The organism is Armatimonadia bacterium, from assembly GCA_039679385.1.
Lineage (GTDB): Bacteria > Armatimonadota > Zipacnadia > Zipacnadales > JABUFB01 > JAJFTQ01.
In genome coordinates this window covers 1-17,176 of record JBDKVB010000129.1, presented here as the reverse complement: position 1 = coordinate 17,176, position 17,176 = coordinate 1, and the positions used below count along the sequence as shown (strand labels likewise).

The window sequence follows — 17,176 nt, the reverse complement described above, 5'->3', positions numbered from 1 at the left end:
CCTCTCTGTGCGACACGGTCCCCGGCACGCTGCGCCGGGCCTGCCCTAGAGCCCCTGCAGAGCCTCCAGGAACTCCACGCGCACCCGGTCCATTTCCTCGCGATCCCGGCTGTCCAGCCAGCCCAGACTCCCGGCGCCAACACCCTTGAGGGCGCGATACGGACCAGCGGCCAGCAGTCTCTCTGCGGCCTGCAGCTTCGGGCTGGCCACGCCTTCGCGTCGAAGCTGGGCCCAGCGGTCTCGCAGCATCACGAAATACTCGTAGTCCTCAGCGCCCTCCCGGACGGCCTCCATGTGCTTGCCGTCCGTGACGCTGGTGGCATCGATGAACAGCGGCGAGTACTGGTTGCGGTTCTGGCTGTAGGCCCGCCAGGAACCCGCTGCGTTCGACTCGTCCCCGAAGGCCCAGTAGAAGGACCCCTGTGCACCGTTCGCCATCCCGGCCCAGAACTGCGCCCGGTGGTAGTTGATCGGGTCCAGCAGCTTCGCGGGCCCGGAGCAGGAGTAGAACCACAGCTTCTTTGTAGACTCACGCTGCGCCCAGTAGAAGTCGGCGAAGGTCTTGGGCGCGCCCCACCACATCGGCAGGTTCGGGCACAGGATGTCACTCACGGCGAACAGCTCCGGGTCGGCCTCTCGCGGGTCGCGGAAGGTCGGGTCCTCGAACAGAACCACCTCGGGAGCCGCTGCCTTCACTGCCTTCGCCCAGTTGATGATGACCTTGGCCTGGTCGTTATCGTGCGGCTCGTCGACCAGCAACACAACGAGCTTGGCCGGGCTGAGGCCCTGTTCGTCGAAGTGCTTCACCCAGGCGCGGAACAAGTCTCCAACCATCTTGTTGAACCGCGCGGTGCCCATCGGCTCGCCCGAGAACTTGCTGTCGACCGAGAGGAAAACGCAGTAGTTCTTCGCTCCCGGCCAGCGGCTGACCCAGGTGTCCCAGGCACTGAAGTCCAGCGTCCCGGTGAGGTTCCCTGCTGCGTCGAAGGTGGCCCCCTGAGGCATGACGCCGGAATTCGCCCATGGTGAGTTCACACCATGAGCCCGCAGGTTGTCAACCAGAATCTGCAGGTTCGAGGGCCTCACATCATAGGATCCGTTCCCGTTGGTGTAGTCCCAGCCACCAACTGCCGCCGTGAACTGTGCCGGCATCTGCTGCGGATACACCCGGATGCTCAGGGGTACCTCGGTACGCTGCCCGGCGCCGGAGATCACTACCTGCCCGCGGTACTCCCCGGCGGCAATCCCCTTCGTGCTGACCGACAGCCACACCTGACGCGTCATGCCCGAGGGCACAGTTGTCTCGTACCCACCGTCGATCTTCCTGGCCTGCGGCAGCGCCGCAGCAATTGGACGCCGGTCGCGGGTGTCGGTGAAAACTACCTCGCGGACGCTGATCCACTCCGGATTCGCCGGCCCGCCGAGCCCGGTCACTGTGACCTCGGCCTCGACCACGCGGTCCGTGCTGTTGGTCACGTTCAGCGCCACGGCCCGGGTCTCGTCCCTCATCATCGTCAGTTGCAGCGCGGGGGCTGAGAGCGGAAGCTCAGGCCCTTGAGTGGGCAACAACGGATCCCATCGCTTTGCTCCCCACACCGTCAGACCGGACAGCCCCTGTGCCCGCAGAACCGGGGCGTTCAGGGCGTAGATCTCCGCGTGCAGGTCATTCAGCGGTAGCACGCAGTGCAGGTCTGCCGGAAGCTCCGACGGGAGGCGCCTGACCTCCTCGGCCAGGCGGTCGGCGCGGTCCAGGAGCGCATCCTTCTCGGCCGCCGTCCTCTTGCTCTCGCGGATCGCCTTGCGTGCCTGTTCCAGGTCGGCCGTCAGACGCCACAGAACCGCACTCCGCAGGCGGAGCTGCTCGAACAGGGCCGTCGGGCTGTCCGCCACCTTCCCCACCGGCGCTTTTACGAGCATGTCCGCCGTTCCCCGGTATACCTCCACCTCATCCACAAAGCAATAGGGCGAGGAATCGACAATCAGCTCGACATAGCGACCACGAGCCTCCAGCTCGTCGGTGAAGAACCGGTACTGCGAGTAGCGGTCCGTCGGCGGCGTCCCGAAGCGCAGGGACTTCTCCACCAGGTCGCCGACCCAGGTCCACTTGTCGCCGTCGTCGCTCACGAGCACCAGGATAGAGGTCGGCCATGTCACACCGGCCACACCCGCTGCGGTACTGAAGGACAGCCCCGCGATCGGCTCGATCTTCCCCAGGTCGATGCGGATGCGTGCGGGTCCTCCGCTACTCCAGCCCACCGTCGTCGGCTGCGTCCAGAAGTATCCGACCGAGTAGCTGCCGTCCGTCAACTGGGTCTTGTCGCCCGGCTCGGTGCAGTAGCTGTAGTTCGGCGCCGGGGTCAGCGTGTAGGGGCGCTTCAGCGCGATGTTCGGCCCCGGAGGGGTCATCGCCGGTCCCGGGCTCACCTCTGCGGGAGCCTTCGACGCCTCGTAGACCTGCACATCGTCAAGGCCGGCCACGCCTGCAGCGGCCTGCTTACCCTCAGCCAGTGCCGCGTCGCCGTACACCCGTACTTCCAGTTGCGTCGCCGTGCCACTGTTGAAGCGTGCGGTCTGCACCGTCCAGACCTTCTGCCCGCCGGAGCGCAGCGACAGCACCTTCACCGGCGGGTTAACGGGCACGGCTACCTGCACCACAGGAAGCAGCGTCCCGTCGCTCTTCAGAGCGGCCGTGACCAGGTAGTCCGTGTTCGGCTTGCACGCGAAAGACTGTGCCGCAGCGCCCGAGGCCGTCGCCTGATCGACCTTGTACCGCAGGCTCAGCGAGCCGCTGTGCCCGTCGTCGTTGACGACCCGATACGCGGCGGAATCTGCTCCGGCCACGGTCCATCCCACCGGAAGCCCCTGATCGCCGCCGCTCACCTGGCTGAAGTCGCCGTTGGTCACCAGCCCCTGAGCACCGCACAGTGCTATCGACAGCGCAAGGGCGGCAACTCCGGCGATCGCGGCGATGAGTCCCCTCATAGGTCGATCCTCCGGGAAGGCAACAAGTGGTCCTCGCAGTGGACGGCCGTGGACAAGGGTAGGGCAGACACCGAGGTCGGCCCTACCCACCGGTCTCGCTTGTCTCGCCGACTAGAGCCCGACCTTGCGGTCGACAGCTGCTGTGACCTTCGCCGGCATGCCCCAGATCTTGATGAACCCTTCCGAGGCGGTCTGGTCGAAGGTGTCGCCGGCGTCGTAGGTTGCCAGGCTGTAGTCGTAGAGGCTGTTCTCCGAGGTCCGTGCAACGGCCTCGCAGGTGCCCTTGTACAGCTTGACGGTCACTTCGCCGTTGACGCGCTTCTGGGTCTCATTCACAAACCCGTCGATGGCCTCGCGCAGCGGGGTGTACCAAAGTCCGTAGTACACCAACTCGGCCCAGCGCAGCTCCAGGTAGGGCTTGAAATGGTAGGTTTCGCGGTCCAGCGTAAGGCTCTCAAGGTCGCGATGGGCGGCCAGGAGGATCGTCGCCGCCGGGGTCTCATAGCACTCGCGCGACTTGATGCCGACCAGCCGGTTCTCCATCATGTTGACGCGGCCGACGCCGTTCTGCCCGCCGAGCTGATTCAGCTTGGCGACCAGCTCAACGCTGTTGATCTTGGCGCCATCCAGCGACACGGGAACGCCCCGCTCGAAGCCGATGCGCACGTAGGTGGGGTCGTTCGGGGCGTCCTGCGGGCTGACCGTCCAGACCCAGGCATCGTCTGGAGCTTCCTTGGAGGGATCCTCGATGATACCGCACTCGATGGACCGGCCCCACAGGTTGGTGTCCGTGGAGTACGGGCTCTTCTTGGCTACCGGCACGGGAATGCCGTGCTCTGCGGCGTAGTCGATTTCCTGCTCGCGGGTCATTCCCCATTCGCGTGCGGGAGCTACGACGCGCATCTCGGGAGCCAGGGCCTGGTAGGTGACCTCAAAGCGCACCTGGTCGTTACCCTTGCCGGTGCAGCCGTGGGCCAGGAGGCTTGCGCCCTCAGCCTGCGCGACCTCAACCTGGGTCTTGGCAAGCAGCGGGCGGGCCAGAGCCGTGAAGGCCGGGTACTTGTGCTCATACATAAGGTTCGTCTTGATCGCCTGGCTGATGAACTGGTCAACGAACTCCTGCCGCTTATCGACCACGATCGACTTGACGGCGCCCACTTGCTCGCCCTTGACGCGGATACCCTCGTAGTCCTTCTCCTCGCCCACGTCGACGGCGACCGCAACCACGTCTACGCCATACTTCTCCGCGATCCACTGGATCGCCACGGAGGTGTCCAGACCTCCGGAATACGCCAGTACGCATTTCTCAGCCATCATGTCTCTCCTTGAAACCCGAGGGTTTCCCCTCCCCCGGGTGAGTATCCTAACGACCGACCTCGCCGGCCTCCTCCACGGGCTTTTGCTACTTCTCCGGCACTCGGGCCGCCCTGGTCTTCTCTATCGCAGCCTCCGCCTGGGCTGACTTGCTCAGAAGGGTCGCCTGCTGGATCGTGTCGCCCTGACGGATCGCGTCGACAACGTCCATGCCCTCGACGGCCTTCCCGAACACCGTGTGCACCCCATCCAGATGCGCGCAGGGCACATGGCAGATGAAGAACTGGCTGCCGCCCGTATTGGGCATCGCGGTCTTCGCCATCGAGAGGCTGCCGCGCTCGTGCTTGAGGCCCCGGTCTGCCTCGTCCGGAATGGTCCAGCCCGGGCCACCGGTGCCATTGCCTTTGGGGCACCCACCCTGAATCATGAAGTCGGCGATCACCCTGTGGAAGGTCAGTCCGTCGTAGTACCCGCTTCCCACGAGGTCGAGGAAGTTGCCCACGGTCACTGGCGTCTGCTCGTCGAACAGCTCAAGCAGGATGTCACCCTTGGAGGTCTGGAACTTCACTACCGATCCCTTGGCCTGGTTGATGATGCTCTTCTCCCTTCCCGAAAGCAGCGTGATGACGAATATCTTGTCGCCCGCCTGGTACTCGACGCCGGTATCCTCCTGCTTCACCACTCGCACCCCAAGGCCGGCGAGTTTCCACAGGCTTTCCACCGGTCCATACAGTCGGTTCCCGAGGTACCTTGGGGCCGCCGGGAGTGTTGCCGTCACACCGGCGCCCCCTGCCTGGGGCTCGAATCGTGCCTGCGTCTGGCCAATGCGGAAGGACACAGTGCCCGTCGGGCCTGATAGCGAGATCGTGTCCGTCGCGGGCTGCCAGCTCTGCTTGAGCCCCAGCAGACGGAACACCTCCCGTACCGGTGCCATCACGGCCACCGGCCGCGTCCCGGTTCCCCAGGCGAACACACCCTGGAGGGGTGACTCCCTCTCCGGGTCCGCAGCACAGGCAAAGCACGTGCAGACAAGCAGTGAAGCCGCCAACATCGAGCGTCGGAGATTCCCCATTGCTACCTCTTGGCACGAACGATAAAACCGCCCTCAAGCAGTAGGGGGCGTTCTTACTCAAGCCTATTGTAGCACAAAGGACCCCTGGCTGTAAGGTCACCGGCTCCGGGGCCCCTTCAGAGCCACGCAGAACCCCCTTCCCCTTGACTCTCCGGTCGCTGCCGCTTAATGTTTGCGTAACTTCGTTTACCAATGCTCTCGCCCGGTTTCGGGGCGTGTTTTGGGAGTGGGCGGCGTGATCTACCTCGATAACGCGGCTACCACCAAGGTCGATTCCGAAGTCCTTGGCGCGATGTTGCCCTTCTTGCAGGACGAGTACGGCAATCCCAGCAGTGTCTACCGATTGGCCGGCCGCGCACGCAAGGCCCTGGACAACGCGCGGGGCCATATTGCTTCCTATCTCGGCGCAGACCCCCAGGAGATCGTCTTCACCGGCTGCGGCTCCGAGGCCGACAACTACGCCATCAAGGGTACCGCCTGGGCCCTCCGAGGCAAGGGCAAGCACCTCATCACCTCGGCCATCGAGCACCATGCAGTCCTCCATACCTGCAAGGCGCTCGAGCGCGACGGTTTCGAGACCACGGTCCTTGTCCCCGATCGCTATGGCGTCATCTCGCCCGAGCAGGTCGCCGACGCGATCCGCGACGACACGATTCTCGTCTCGATCATGCACTCGAACAACGAGATCGGCACCGTCGAACCGATTGCCGAGATCGGCGCGCTCTGCAAGGAGCGCGGCGTAGTCTTCCACACCGATGCCGTCCAGTCGCTGGGCAAGGTCCCGATCGACGTCAATGAGCTCAACGTCGACCTGCTGGCCATGTCGGCCCACAAGGTCTACGGCCCCAAGGGCGTCGGCGCGCTCTACCTGCGCAAGGGCACGCGACTGGTCAAGGTCCTCGACGGTGGCGGCCAGGAGCGCGGTCGCCGTGCCGGTACCGAGAACGTCGCTGGAATCGTGGGCCTGGGCAAGGCCGTCGAGCTGCTCTCCCAGCGGGCCGACGAGGACAACCAGCGGATGGGCCGCCTGTCCAAGCGCATCATCGACGGCGTCCTTGAGCGAGTTCCGCACTGCCAGCTCACAGGGCACCCTGAGAAGCGCCTGCCCAACATCGCCAGCTTCACCATCAACTACATCGAGGGCGAGGGCATCCTGCTGTCCCTTGACCTGTACGGGATCTGCGCCTCCAGTGGCTCGGCCTGCACTTCCGGCTCCCTGGACCCGTCCCACGTTCTGCTGGCCATCGGCTGCTCCCATGCGGTGGCCCATGGTTCCCTGCGTCTGAGCCTCTCGCGTCACACCACCGACGCCGATGTCGACGTCCTGCTCCTCGCTCTGCCGCAGTTCGTGGAGCGCCTGCGAGCGATGTCGCCGACCTACGCCGATGCCCAGCGAAAGGGAACCCTCTAGATGCAGTGTCCCTTCCCGCCAATGCCTGCGACGCTCCAGACCGAGGCCGATGTCCTTGTCATCGGCGGCGGCACTGCGGGCACTATCGCCGCCCTTCAGGCTGCCCGGTCCGGTGCCCACACGGTACTGATCGAGCGAGGCCCTCAACTCGGGGGCACCATGACCACCGGCGGCGTCGCTTACCCGGGTCTGTTCCATGCCTGGGAGCGGCAGATCATCGCCGGCCTTGGCTGGGAACTGGTCACCCGCGCTGTGGAGCTGGACGGCGGCACCATGCCCGACTTCACCGTCCGGCCACCGCGACACTCGATGCACCAGGTCCGCCTGAACGGGCCGCTCTATGCCGCCCTTGCGGAGGAGGCCTGCCTGCAGTCCGGGGTCGAGCTGTGCTACTACGAGTTCCCTCTCGGAGGCGCACCGACTGACACCGGCTGGCATCTTGCCGTCGCAGGCAGCGGCGTCCGTCGCAGTGTCCAGTGCAAGCAGCTCATCGACTGCACCGGCGGCGCCGAGGTCGTGGGCCTGCTCGGATACCCCCGGCAGCGCGAGGAGGTCATCCAGCCCGGCACGCTGCACTTCCGGCTGGAGGGCTACGACGTCAAGGCGATGGACCCTGAGCTCGTCGAGGCACGGTACCAGCAGGCCCTCGCGGACGGAAGGCTTCAGCCCGGCGACCTGTGGGACCGGAAGGCTACCTTCCTCTCCTTCCTCGGCAGCCACGGCGCGAATCATGTTTTCGGCGCCGATTCCTCCACCTCTGTGACTCAGACTGCAGCCAACCTCGCAGGGCGTCAGATGGCCCTGCGCCTGCTGCGCTTTGTGCAGTCCCTCCCAGGCGGCGAGCGTGCCCGACTGCAACTCGGCGCTTCCGAGACCGCCGTGCGAGAGAGCTACCGCATCCTGGGCGAGACCGTCATCACCGTCGAGGACTACTGCAGCGGCCGGCTCTTTGAGGACGCAATCTGCTGGGCCTTCTACCCCGTTGACGTACATGACGAGAACGGCGTCACGCCCGAGCCCCTGCAGGAGGGGGTCGTCCCCTCAATACCCTTCAGCGCCCTGATTCCGAAGGGAAGCCGCAACCTGCTTGCCGCCGGTCGCTGCGTGAGTAGCGACCGCCTCGCGAACTCCGCGCTGCGAGTCCAGGCCCCCTGTATGGCAATGGGGCAGGCAGTCGGTGCGGCGGCCGCTCTCGCCGCCAAAGCAGGAATCCCACCCACCGAAGTCGCATTGGATGACATCAAGGCTGAGCTGCGCGCCCATGGCGCCCTGGTGCCGTGATCCCTGGCGCGCCCCTTGGCCGGCTCACCCACTGACTTTCCCTGCCATACCGTTTGCCCGCAAACGGTGGCGCCCGGAGGCCGCCCATGACCGACAACAGCGAGCTTATCAACGAGATCAACGCCCTGCGCCAGGAGCGCAAGGCCGTCCTCCTGGCCCACAACTACCAGCGCCCCGAGGTGCAGGACATCGCCGACTTCACCGGCGACTCCCTGGGCCTCAGCCGTCAGGCCGCCCGGGCGGAGGCCGAGGTCATCGTCTTCTGCGGCGTCCACTTCATGGCCCAGACGGCCAAGCTCCTCAGCCCCTCCAAGACCGTTCTGCTACCCGAGAAGGAAGCCGGCTGCCCGATGGCCGACATGATCACCCCCGAGCAGCTGCGGGAGTTCAAGGCCCAGTATCCGGGTGCACCGGTCGTCGCCTACGTCAACACCACCGCTGAGGTCAAGGCGGAGTCCGACATCTGCTGCACTTCAGCCAACGCCGTCGAGGTGGTCAAGTCTCTCGACGCCGACCGGATCCTGTTCATCCCCGACCGCAACCTCGGTAGTTGGGTCGCCAGGGCTGTGCCCGACACGGAGATCCTTCTCTACCCGGGCTTTTGCCCGACCCACCAGTACATCACCGCCGAGGATATCCAGAAGGCCAAGCAGGAGCACCCCGCTGCCCTGGTTCTTGCGCACCCTGAGTGTGCTGCCGAGGTCCTTGCACTTGCCGACGCCGTCCGCTCAACCAGTGGGATGCTCCGCTTCGCCCGCGAATCGGACGCCTCGGAGTTCATCGTCGCCACCGAGATGGGCCTGCTGCATCCACTCCAGAAGGACAACCCGGGCAAGACCTTCTATCCCCTGTTCTCAGCTCTGTGCCCGAACATGAAGCTCACTACCCTGGAGAGCATCCGCAGGGCCCTCACCACAAACACGCACGTCATCGAGATCGACGAGGGCATCGCCGGCCGTGCCCGCGCGACCGTCGAGCGAATGGTCGCCATCGGCTGACGGGCCCCACCTGCCTCGCCAAAACAAAGGGGACAGACCCGTCACGGGTTCTGTCCCCTTTTCGCTTGCTTAGTGTTCCGGCTGTGGGCCCAGGGCTGCGCTACTGCTTCGCCGGAGGAAGGTTCCAGTGCGTCCCGGCGATGTGGGTCACGTTGGCCGCATCATTCAGGTAGTAGATCGTGAAGATGTGCCCGTCCTCCATCTGCAGCGAGATCGGATAGCCCATATCGCTCGGGCTTCCCTTGCCGTCGCAGCGGATCACAATCTCCTTGTCGACGTCCCAGGTATGCCCGCCGTCACTGCTCAGGACCGCACGAACACCCATGGCATCGCGCCGGTAGCCGTAGCTGCACAGCAGGCGGCCGTCCTTGAGCAGGATGACATTGCTCGGATAGCCCCAGAACCGGCAGTCCTCAGGCTTGCTCCAGGTCTTGCCGTCATCCTTCGAGAAGCACTGGTAGGTGTCATAGCTCTCGGGGTCCGGGCGCATCACACAGAGGATCTCGCCCCGGCCGTTGTCACAGATCGCTGCTTCCCCATAGCCCAGCTTCTTGTCCGCCGGCAGCGCGACCGGGAGGACCTCCCAAGTGTTGCCGTCGTCCTCCGAGCGGATCACCCACACACCCATGGGCTGACCGGTCGGACCACCGTAGATCGCAGTCATCCACAGCTTGCCCCGGTGGAGGAAGGCGCTGGGGTTGAAGGTCATCACCCCACGGATATCGGGGTTCGGCAGGTCCTTGGTCTCCGGGGTCTTGCCGGGCATGGTGATCGACACCCGCGGTTCGCCCAGGTAGGCAATCGTCCCCTCACGGGCCTTCATCCAGCGTCGTCCGCCGGCCTTGACCTTCTCCAGCTCCGTGTCAGGCACGTAGATCCAGCCCTGGGCATGGGGTGAGATGATAGCCCCATCCTCTCTGACATGGGCCGGGTCGGTGAAGGTCTCCGTGGTCTGCTCCCAGGTGTAGCCGCCATCCTTGGAGAGGTATCGGGCTGAGCCGCCTGTGCCGTCAATGTGCGAGCGTCGGACCCGCGTCCCGAAGCCCGTAACCAGCGTACCGTCGGCGGTGCGGATCAGGGAGGGGAAGCACGCGTAGATGCCCTCCTTGTAGTAGATGTTCACGTTCTTGGCCCCGGCAATCTGCTCTGCCGACAGGATGTTCACGCTGTAGCGCACGTCCTTCCAGTAGGCCTCACCGGTGGAGGCGCTGGAGATAGACCCGAACTGCACCACGCAGCGCTTCCCGTAGGCTGGGGCCTGGAACTTGTTCCAGCCGTCGATGGCCAGCTTCCCATCCACCCACACCTCGATATTCAGCCCGCAGATCCTGACCTGGTAGGTGTGGAAGGCGTCCGTCGTGTCCATTGCATACTTGAGCGCACTGTTGTTCAGCTCGATACGGTCCGGGTAGAAGGTCAGGACGTCCTCGTGCACTCCGTCGGCCACCATCAGACACATCCCCGAGCGAGCGGTGCACGAGACTGCCTTGACGGTTGCTTCTGCTACGGATCCGCGATCCGGCTGGGCCGGCCAGCGTCGGCTGTAGCAGTGAAGCTCCGTGTTGGCCGTCCCGGAATCCTTGAGGTGCAGGCCCTCCGGGGTGATCTCTGAAGAGGTGTTCGTACCCTTTGACGCGCCCCAGCCGGCCTCGTCAGGCAGCTTGTCGGCAGTGTAGACGTCACTCCACTCGATCTGCGCCGTAACCTGGCAGACGCCTAGAGTCTGGATCAGGAGCACGAGTGACAGCACGATCCCTGCAGCAAGAACCTTCATGGCTGAGCCACCTCAGATTGATGGTGATGGGCGAACTGTAGCCCCGCCGGGCCGAAATCGCTTGCGGCCGGAGTCCAGGCACGGCATAATGGTACTGTGGGTTTGGTAGCTTCTGCAACTTCCCCTCAGGCGCCGGTCGTCCCTCCTTCTTTTGTCAGTTCCAGCTATCGGGCGCCCGAGGGAGCATCCTAGGCTGGGAGTGATCGCCGGTGATCGATCGGCTGCGTCTGAAACCCGAGCAACTGCGCTGGACTTGCGACTGCGACAAGCTCGGCTTCACAAGCACGGAGACCCTCAAGGACCTCGCCGCGCCGATCGGACAGGATCGCGCCGTGGCTGCCCTGGGCTTTGGCGTCAATATCCAGAGCGACGGCTACAACGTCTTCGTGATGGGCCCTGTGGGCACCGGCCGCAGTTCCATGAGCCGCGCCATGCTTGACCAGGCGGCCGCGCAACAGCCTGCCCCGGGCGACTGGGTGTACGTGCACAACTTCGACCAGCCAAACCAGCCCAAGGCTTTGCACCTGCCCAGCGGCTCCGCCTGTGAGTTCCGCGATGACATGAACGAACTCATCGAGGACGTGCAGCGCGAACTCGCCGCAGCCTTCGAGAGCGAGGAGTACGTCGACCGTCGCGAGGAGGCCCTCAAGACCTTCCGCGAGGAGCGCCAGGCCGAACTGGCAGCCTTCGAGAAGGAGGCTGAGGCGGCCAATATGGTCGTTGGGCGCGGACCCGCGGGTGTCCTCGTTGCGCCGGCCAAAGACGGCGAGGTCATGAGCCCCCAGGACTACGCGGAGCTCACGGAGGAAGACCGCAAGGCCATCGACGCTCGGCGCGCTAAGCTCCAGGACAAGCTCGAGGAGATGCTTCGCCGGCACCATCGCAAGGACAAGATGGTCCGCGTGGAGGTCAAGAAGCTAGACCAGGAGGTCGCTCGCTTCGCCGTCGGCCATCTCTTCGAGGAGCTGCAGAAGCGATATGCTACCGAGGAGCGGGTCTGCGAGCACCTGCGCCAGATCCTCGATGACATCATCGACAACATCGAGGGCCTGCGCGCACGCGATGAGGACACGCCGCAGATGCCCTTCCCCATCGCTGTGCCCACTCCGGACAGCCGCTATTCCCTCTACGGGGTCAATGTCCTGCTCTCCTGTGGGCCGCGCGACGGCGCACCCGTCGTCTATGAGTCGAACCCGACCATCGACAACCTCACCGGCCTGATCGAGCACCGCACTCAGATGGGCGCTTTGGTCACGGACTACACCATGATCCGTCCCGGTGCCCTTCACCGCGCCAATGGAGGCTATCTGGTTCTCGAGGCCGAGACTCTCCTGCGCAAGCCCTACGCCTACGAGGCCCTCAAGCGCGCGCTCAAGAACAAACTGGTCCGCATCGAGAGCCTGCAGGATCAGTTCCGCTTCATGTCCACCGTTACGCTTGAGCCCGAGCCCATCGCTCTCGACGTGAAGGTGGTCCTCGTCGGCTCACCGGAGCTGTACTACCTGCTGTACAACTACGATGACGACTTCCGCAAGCTCTTCAAGGTCAAAGCCGACTTCGACGCCAGCACTCCGCGCAACCGCACGGCCCTGCGCCGGTATGCCCAGTTCGTCGCCACCGTCTGCCGCCGGGAAGGACTGCCCCACTTCGAGGCCCCAGCCGTCGCCAGGATCCTCGAGCAGGCTTCGCGCCTCGTCGCCGACCAGATGCGGCTCACCACCCGCTTCGTCGATGTGGCCGACCTGGTCCGCGAAGCCGCCTACTGGTGCGGGCACAATGGCAACTCCCTGGTGACCGCCGAGGACGTACAGCGCGCGATCGAGGAGCACGTCTCCCGCTCGAACCGCATCGAGGAGCGAATGCGCGAGATGTCCGACCGCGGCCTCATCGAGCTGAGTTTCAAGGGCAAGGAAATCGGGCAGGTGAACGCGCTCTCAGTGATCCCCCTGGGCGACTACTGGTTCGGTCGTCCCAACCGCCTGCGCGCCATCACCTTCGTCGGCAAGAGCGGGGTCATGCAGATCGACCGCGAAGCCAAGCTCACCGGGCGCCTGCACGACAAGGGCCTGCTCACCCTCACCGGCTTCCTCAACGGCCGCTACGCCCATGAGAAGCCGCTGACCCTGGCGGCCTCCCTGACCTTTGAGCAGAACTACGACCTGATCGAAGGGGATAGCGCCTCCTCCGCCGAACTGTACGCCATCCTCTCTAGCCTCGCGGGCGCCCCGATCTCTCAGGGCTTTGCCGTCACGGGCTCCGTCAATCAGGCAGGCCACGTCCAGGCCATCGGCGGCGTCAACGAGAAGATCGAGGGGTTCTTCGACTCCTGCAAGTCGCGCGGCCTCACGGGCGAGCAGGGCGTGCTGATCCCGAAGAGCAACGTGCAGCACCTGATGCTCAAGCCCGAGGTCATTGAGGCCGTGCGTGACGGCAAGTTCCACATCTACGCGGTCTCCACCGTCGACGAGGGCCTGGAGGTCCTCACCGGCGTACCAGCGGGCAGCAGGCGCAAGAACGGTACGTATCCCGAAGGCACCATCAACCAACTCGTCACAGCCACCCTTGAGAACTTCGCCGCCTCCTTCGACGGCCGCGGAATGGACAACGGTACCGCGAACCATGCCAAGCCAGCCAAGAATGACAACAACAATCGGTAGGTCGTTCCGCAGCACACCTCTGGCTTCCTGGGGACTGCTGGCGTGCCTCCTGGGCGCTCTCGCCGGCGGGTGTGGCACTCGTGCTCCGCGGGTAACCGAGGACATCGCCAACCTGCGCATCGATCGCTATCGCTACAACCTCGACGAGGAGCACCACCTGGCCCGCGTCATGGCCGAGATCGTGAACCATGGCGACCGGCCGGTTAAGGAAGCAATGGTGATCGTCACCCTTCGCGGACCCGGCGGCGAGGAGCGGGGCATCAACCGCGTCGTCGTCACGGACATCAAGCCTGGACAGCCCAAGGTCTTCACCATCACCGTCACCGGCCACGGCAAGGAGCGCGACGTCGAGTTCCGCATCGCTCGACCCGGCGCACCGGAGGCCCAGACCTCTCCCGACAAGGATGCCGCGCCCGACAACTCCAACTGACCTGCAGGGGGCCCAACCATGAGCAGCCCGTTGCGCGCCGCCGTGATCGGCGCATCCGGAATCGGCAAGCACCACGCCAAGTGGTTCAACGCTCTCGGCTGCGAGGTCGTGGCCTTCGCAGGCACCAGCAAGGAGTCCGTCGCCGCCACTACGGAGGTCCTCCACAAGCTCTTCGGCTTCACGGGAAAGGGCTATGTTGGCGTCGAGCCCATGCTCGACGCTGCCCGACCCGACCTCCTTGCCCTGTGCTCGCCGCCGCAATTGCATGCCGAGCACTTCGCGCTGGCCGCTGACGCCGGCTGCGCGATCCTCTGCGAGAAGCCCCTGGTGTGGGACTGGGACAAGCCCTTCGAGCAGCTCCTCGACGAAGCCGGCTCCATGGTTGAGGCGGCCCGCACGCGGAGTCTTCTTGCGGCCACAAACACCCAGTACGTCGCCGCACTTGAGCCCTACCTGAAGCTGTGCGAACTCTCCGGTCAGCCCGTCGACCCGGCCTCCTTCGAGCGCTTCTACATGCGCATGGACTCGCGCGGCGGCAAGTCCGGCGCCAGCGGCGAGAAGATCTGGGTAGACCTCTCACCCCATCCGCTCAGCCTGCTCCTCGCCCTTGCCGGCCCGGGACAGCTCGAGGCTTCCTCGACCCGCGTCCTTGTTGATGCTCACCAGGTCCGTGCCGACTTCACGTACCGGACTGACGCGGGGCGCTCGGTCCAGGCCGTCATCGACACCGTCAACGTGCCCGAAGGACCGCTGGCTCGCCGCTTTGGCCTCGACGACGTGCTGGCTGACTACGAGGGGCGCAACGACGAAAATGGGGTCTTCGCCGCATACCTGAGCATCGGGGACCATCGCCTCAAGTCCGTGGACTTTGTGCAGGACTCCATCAGCCGCTTCGTGGCCGCAGTCCGGGGCGAGGGCGCCCCGCTGGTCACTCTGGAGGAGGGGCTGGCTAACCTGCGGTTGCAGTTGCAGCTCATGCAGATCGGTCGTGATTCCCAGCCCGCCTGACGCGGGCCTTACCATCCTTTGGCACTTCCGGCTCTTGGCCGTCATCCTGCCGGGGCCGTCCTGAACTCAACCGCCGGGGGGCGCGAGGTTCTTGCAGTCCGCTCGTGGGTTCACGTTGGTAGAGACTCTCGTTGTCGTCGCCATCATCCTCATCCTGGCGGCCGTCTTGCTGCCGGTGTATGAGACCGCCACCAAGAGTGCCGAACGCGCCACCTGCATGACCAACCTGCGCAGCCTCGCGGGGGCAGTCATGCTCTACGTCCAGGACAACGATGGTCGCCTCGTCCCTGCACGTTCGCCCTCCGGCCTGCGCAACACCGACCTGTGTTGGGACGTAATCCTCGAGCCCTACTATCGCTCGGGGATGCTGCTCCTGTGCCCTGCCGACCAGATGCCGAACACGGCTAGCGGCATGGTCTGCCGGTCGCACAGCTATGGGATCAACCACGACCTGACCTTAGTGGGAGGTTACAGCGGGGCTTCTCTGCTCATGGACCAGGTGGATTGTCCGGCGCAGACGATCCTCCTCTTCGACCTACGGGGCTCTGTTCGCAGCACGGGCCTGGGCCTCAAAGCCAATGGTCTGGGCCGTGTCGACGCTCGCCATGGAATCGGGGCCAACTTCGTCTACCTCGCCGGCAACGTGAAATGGAACCGTCCGCCGGAGACCTTGCAGCCCAGAGACCTGACCGGCGCCGACAATCACTGGGAGCCTTGACGGCTGCGCCCTACTGGGCCTTCACGCTAAAGGCTTGCCCCAGGTCGGCCCGGGTTGCGCCTGTCTCCTGCTTCACGGGCACCGGCTTCGGCGGCGTCTGCAGTTCGCCGACGCTGCTGGGGGCCTTGCGCGACATCAGCACTTCGCTCAGCAGTGGACCCTCGAACTGCCCGTTCGCATCCAGCAGGTGCGGTGAGATCACAAAGAGGATATCCCGCTGGCCCTTCGAGGTGTTCTTCGACCGGAACAGCTTGCCGATCACCGGCAGATCGCCCAGAATCGGCACTTTGCTCTCCGTGGAGGACGAGGTCTCCTGCAGCAGTCCGCCAATCACAATCCCCTGCCCGTTCTGCACCCGCACCGTCGACTTGGCACGCCGGATGGTGATCACCGGCAGCCCATCGGAGCCCTGGCCCACGACATCGGCCACGTTGGGCTCAATGTCACACTCGATCCCCTGCCCCTCGGGCAGGATCCGCGGCTTGATGTTCAGCTTGATCGTCGCATCGACGCGCTCCAGCCTCGTGTAGGCGTAGACCGCCGACCCGGTCAGCAGGCTGAAGTACTGCTGTGTGCCGACCTCGATCTCCGCCGCCGTTCCATCCGGCGCCACAACACGCGGGTTGGCCCGCAGCGACGCCTGGTTGTTCTCCATCAGCCACTGCAAGCCGACGAGCAGGTTCCCCGGTGTCGGCTTCTGGCTGGTTGTCGAGGTGTTCGCGCTGCTCAGGTTCCGCGAGTTCGACTGGTAGTTGAAGATCCCCCCGGCAATATCACCCGCGAGATGTGAGGAAGCAAAGGTCGGTGCGTACTGCTTCAGCGCCCCCGTTGTCGTCTCCAGCACCAGGGCCTCGATCAGCACTTGTCCCGGCGCCGTGTCCAGCGACCGGATCAGGCGCACGATATCCTCCAGGTACTCCTTGGGGGCCTCGATCAGGCAGCGACGTGCAGCCGTGTCCACTCGCACGAACTGCGCATAGCGGTCCGGCAGCAGCCGCGTCAGGTTCTGTGGGTCAAGGTGGCCGATCGGCAGGATCTGCGTCTCCGCCACCAGTCGGAAGCTCGGAGCCCTCGGGTCTGCAGCCGTCACCAGGTACACGCCCGGCTCGATCTCCCGGTACACCATCCCCAGGGGCAGCAGCATCAGCTTCAGAGCCCGGTCCAGCGGCACGTCCTTGAGGTCCAGACTGATGAACCCGACGACGCTCTCGTCCAGCAGGATCGTCACTCCGGTGTCCGCGGCAAGGTCCGACAGCGCCTGCCGCACATCGGTGTTGAAGAAGGAGTTGTTCACCAGAGCCGGTTCCTCGGGCTTCTCGGCCGAAGGGCCCTTGGCGTCTTCCGCCTGCGCAGCACCGCAGCATAGCAGCGCGATCAGTACACCGAGTAGGGTTCCCCTGCGCGTCGTCAAGGCTCGTGCCATTGGTCCAGACCTTTCACTTGCTTGCGCGGCACCCCGACTGCTCGCGTACCCTTGCGTCGAGGTAGTAACGCCCTTCGGCGAGAGGAGGCGCAAGGCCCCCTCTCGCCG

The 17,176-nt window shown here is 65.1% G+C and carries 12 protein-coding genes and 1 pseudogene; 7 read left to right on the top strand and 6 right to left on the bottom strand.

Features of this window, described 5'->3' with window-relative positions; genetic code table 11:
* Window positions 1-45 precede the first annotated feature (45 nt).
* The 4 genes and pseudogenes from ABFE16_14515 to ABFE16_14500 all read right to left on the bottom strand — a co-directional run bounded on the left by ABFE16_14515 (window position 46) and on the right by ABFE16_14500 (window position 5,230).
* Window positions 46-2,982: a discoidin domain-containing protein gene (locus ABFE16_14515; protein MEN6346509.1), complete on the bottom strand. Its 2,937-nt coding sequence runs from the start codon at window positions 2,980-2,982 to the stop codon at window positions 46-48.
* A 111-nt stretch (window positions 2,983-3,093) separates the two neighbouring features.
* Entirely contained in the window at window positions 3,094-4,299 is a 1,206-nt protein-coding gene (locus ABFE16_14510) for an argininosuccinate synthase (protein MEN6346508.1), read from the bottom strand.
* A gap of 85 nt (window positions 4,300-4,384) precedes the next feature.
* On the bottom strand, window positions 4,385-4,864 hold the full coding sequence (locus tag ABFE16_14505) for a peptidylprolyl isomerase (GenBank protein ID MEN6346507.1): 480 nt from the start codon (window positions 4,862-4,864) through the stop codon (window positions 4,385-4,387).
* A gap of 111 nt (window positions 4,865-4,975) precedes the next feature.
* A pseudogene (locus ABFE16_14500) lies at window positions 4,976-5,230 on the bottom strand (stalk domain-containing protein).
* 364 nt (window positions 5,231-5,594) lie between these two features.
* Between ABFE16_14500 and nifS the strand changes: the two are divergent.
* The 3 genes from nifS (at window position 5,595) to nadA (ending at window position 9,058) form a co-directional block, all read left to right on the top strand.
* Window positions 5,595-6,779, top strand: a complete 1,185-nt coding sequence (gene nifS, locus ABFE16_14495) for a cysteine desulfurase NifS (GenBank protein ID MEN6346506.1) — start codon at window positions 5,595-5,597, stop codon at window positions 6,777-6,779.
* Window positions 6,780-8,060: an FAD-dependent oxidoreductase gene (locus tag ABFE16_14490; protein MEN6346505.1), complete on the top strand. Its 1,281-nt coding sequence runs from the start codon at window positions 6,780-6,782 to the stop codon at window positions 8,058-8,060. It abuts the gene before it with no gap.
* 86 nt (window positions 8,061-8,146) lie between these two features.
* The gene (gene nadA / locus ABFE16_14485; GenBank protein ID MEN6346504.1) at window positions 8,147-9,058 is read left to right on the top strand and encodes a quinolinate synthase NadA; all 912 of its coding nucleotides are present in this window, start codon (window positions 8,147-8,149) and stop codon (window positions 9,056-9,058) included.
* Window positions 9,059-9,158: 100 nt separating this feature from the next.
* On the opposite strand, the gene ABFE16_14480 is transcribed toward nadA, so the two are convergent.
* Window positions 9,159-10,832 (bottom strand): sialidase family protein, encoded by a 1,674-nt coding sequence (locus ABFE16_14480; protein MEN6346503.1) that lies wholly within the window; start codon window positions 10,830-10,832, stop codon window positions 9,159-9,161.
* A gap of 209 nt (window positions 10,833-11,041) precedes the next feature.
* Between ABFE16_14480 and ABFE16_14475 the strand changes: the two genes are divergently transcribed.
* The 4 genes from ABFE16_14475 (at window position 11,042) to ABFE16_14460 (ending at window position 15,645) form a co-directional block, all read left to right on the top strand.
* Window positions 11,042-13,489 (top strand): ATP-binding protein, encoded by a 2,448-nt coding sequence (locus ABFE16_14475; protein ID MEN6346502.1) that lies wholly within the window; start codon window positions 11,042-11,044, stop codon window positions 13,487-13,489.
* Window positions 13,470-13,919 (top strand): FxLYD domain-containing protein, encoded by a 450-nt coding sequence (locus ABFE16_14470; GenBank protein MEN6346501.1) that lies wholly within the window; start codon window positions 13,470-13,472, stop codon window positions 13,917-13,919. Before ABFE16_14475 ends, ABFE16_14470 begins: the two co-directional genes overlap by 20 nt.
* A gap of 18 nt (window positions 13,920-13,937) precedes the next feature.
* On the top strand, window positions 13,938-14,927 hold the full coding sequence (locus tag ABFE16_14465; protein ID MEN6346500.1) for a Gfo/Idh/MocA family oxidoreductase: 990 nt from the start codon (window positions 13,938-13,940) through the stop codon (window positions 14,925-14,927).
* A gap of 115 nt (window positions 14,928-15,042) precedes the next feature.
* The gene (locus ABFE16_14460; GenBank protein ID MEN6346499.1) at window positions 15,043-15,645 is read left to right on the top strand and encodes a type II secretion system protein; all 603 of its coding nucleotides are present in this window, start codon (window positions 15,043-15,045) and stop codon (window positions 15,643-15,645) included.
* 10 nt (window positions 15,646-15,655) lie between these two features.
* Here the strand turns inward: ABFE16_14460 and ABFE16_14455 are convergent, their stop codons facing one another.
* Complete coding sequence (locus tag ABFE16_14455) at window positions 15,656-17,068, bottom strand: type II and III secretion system protein (GenBank protein MEN6346498.1); 1,413 nt, start codon at window positions 17,066-17,068, stop codon at window positions 15,656-15,658.
* Between the last annotated feature and the right edge of the window lie 108 nt (window positions 17,069-17,176).

Excerpts from the sequence above, each read along its gene's own strand:
- ABFE16_14515 (MEN6346509.1), bottom strand. The coding sequence starts at position 2,982 with ATGAGGGGACTCATCGCCGCGATCGCCGGAGTTGCCGCCCTTGCGCTG.
- ABFE16_14510 (MEN6346508.1), bottom strand. The coding sequence starts at position 4,299 with ATGATGGCTGAGAAATGCGTACTGGCGTATTCCGGAGGTCTGGACACC.
- ABFE16_14490 (MEN6346505.1), top strand. The coding sequence starts at position 6,780 with ATGCAGTGTCCCTTCCCGCCAATGCCTGCGACGCTCCAGACCGAGGCC.
- nadA (MEN6346504.1), top strand. The coding sequence starts at position 8,147 with ATGACCGACAACAGCGAGCTTATCAACGAGATCAACGCCCTGCGCCAG.
- ABFE16_14480 (MEN6346503.1), bottom strand. The coding sequence starts at position 10,832 with ATGAAGGTTCTTGCTGCAGGGATCGTGCTGTCACTCGTGCTCCTGATC.
- ABFE16_14470 (MEN6346501.1), top strand. The coding sequence starts at position 13,470 with ATGACAACAACAATCGGTAGGTCGTTCCGCAGCACACCTCTGGCTTCC.
- ABFE16_14465 (MEN6346500.1), top strand. The coding sequence starts at position 13,938 with ATGAGCAGCCCGTTGCGCGCCGCCGTGATCGGCGCATCCGGAATCGGC.
- ABFE16_14455 (MEN6346498.1), bottom strand. The coding sequence starts at position 17,068 with ATGGCACGAGCCTTGACGACGCGCAGGGGAACCCTACTCGGTGTACTG.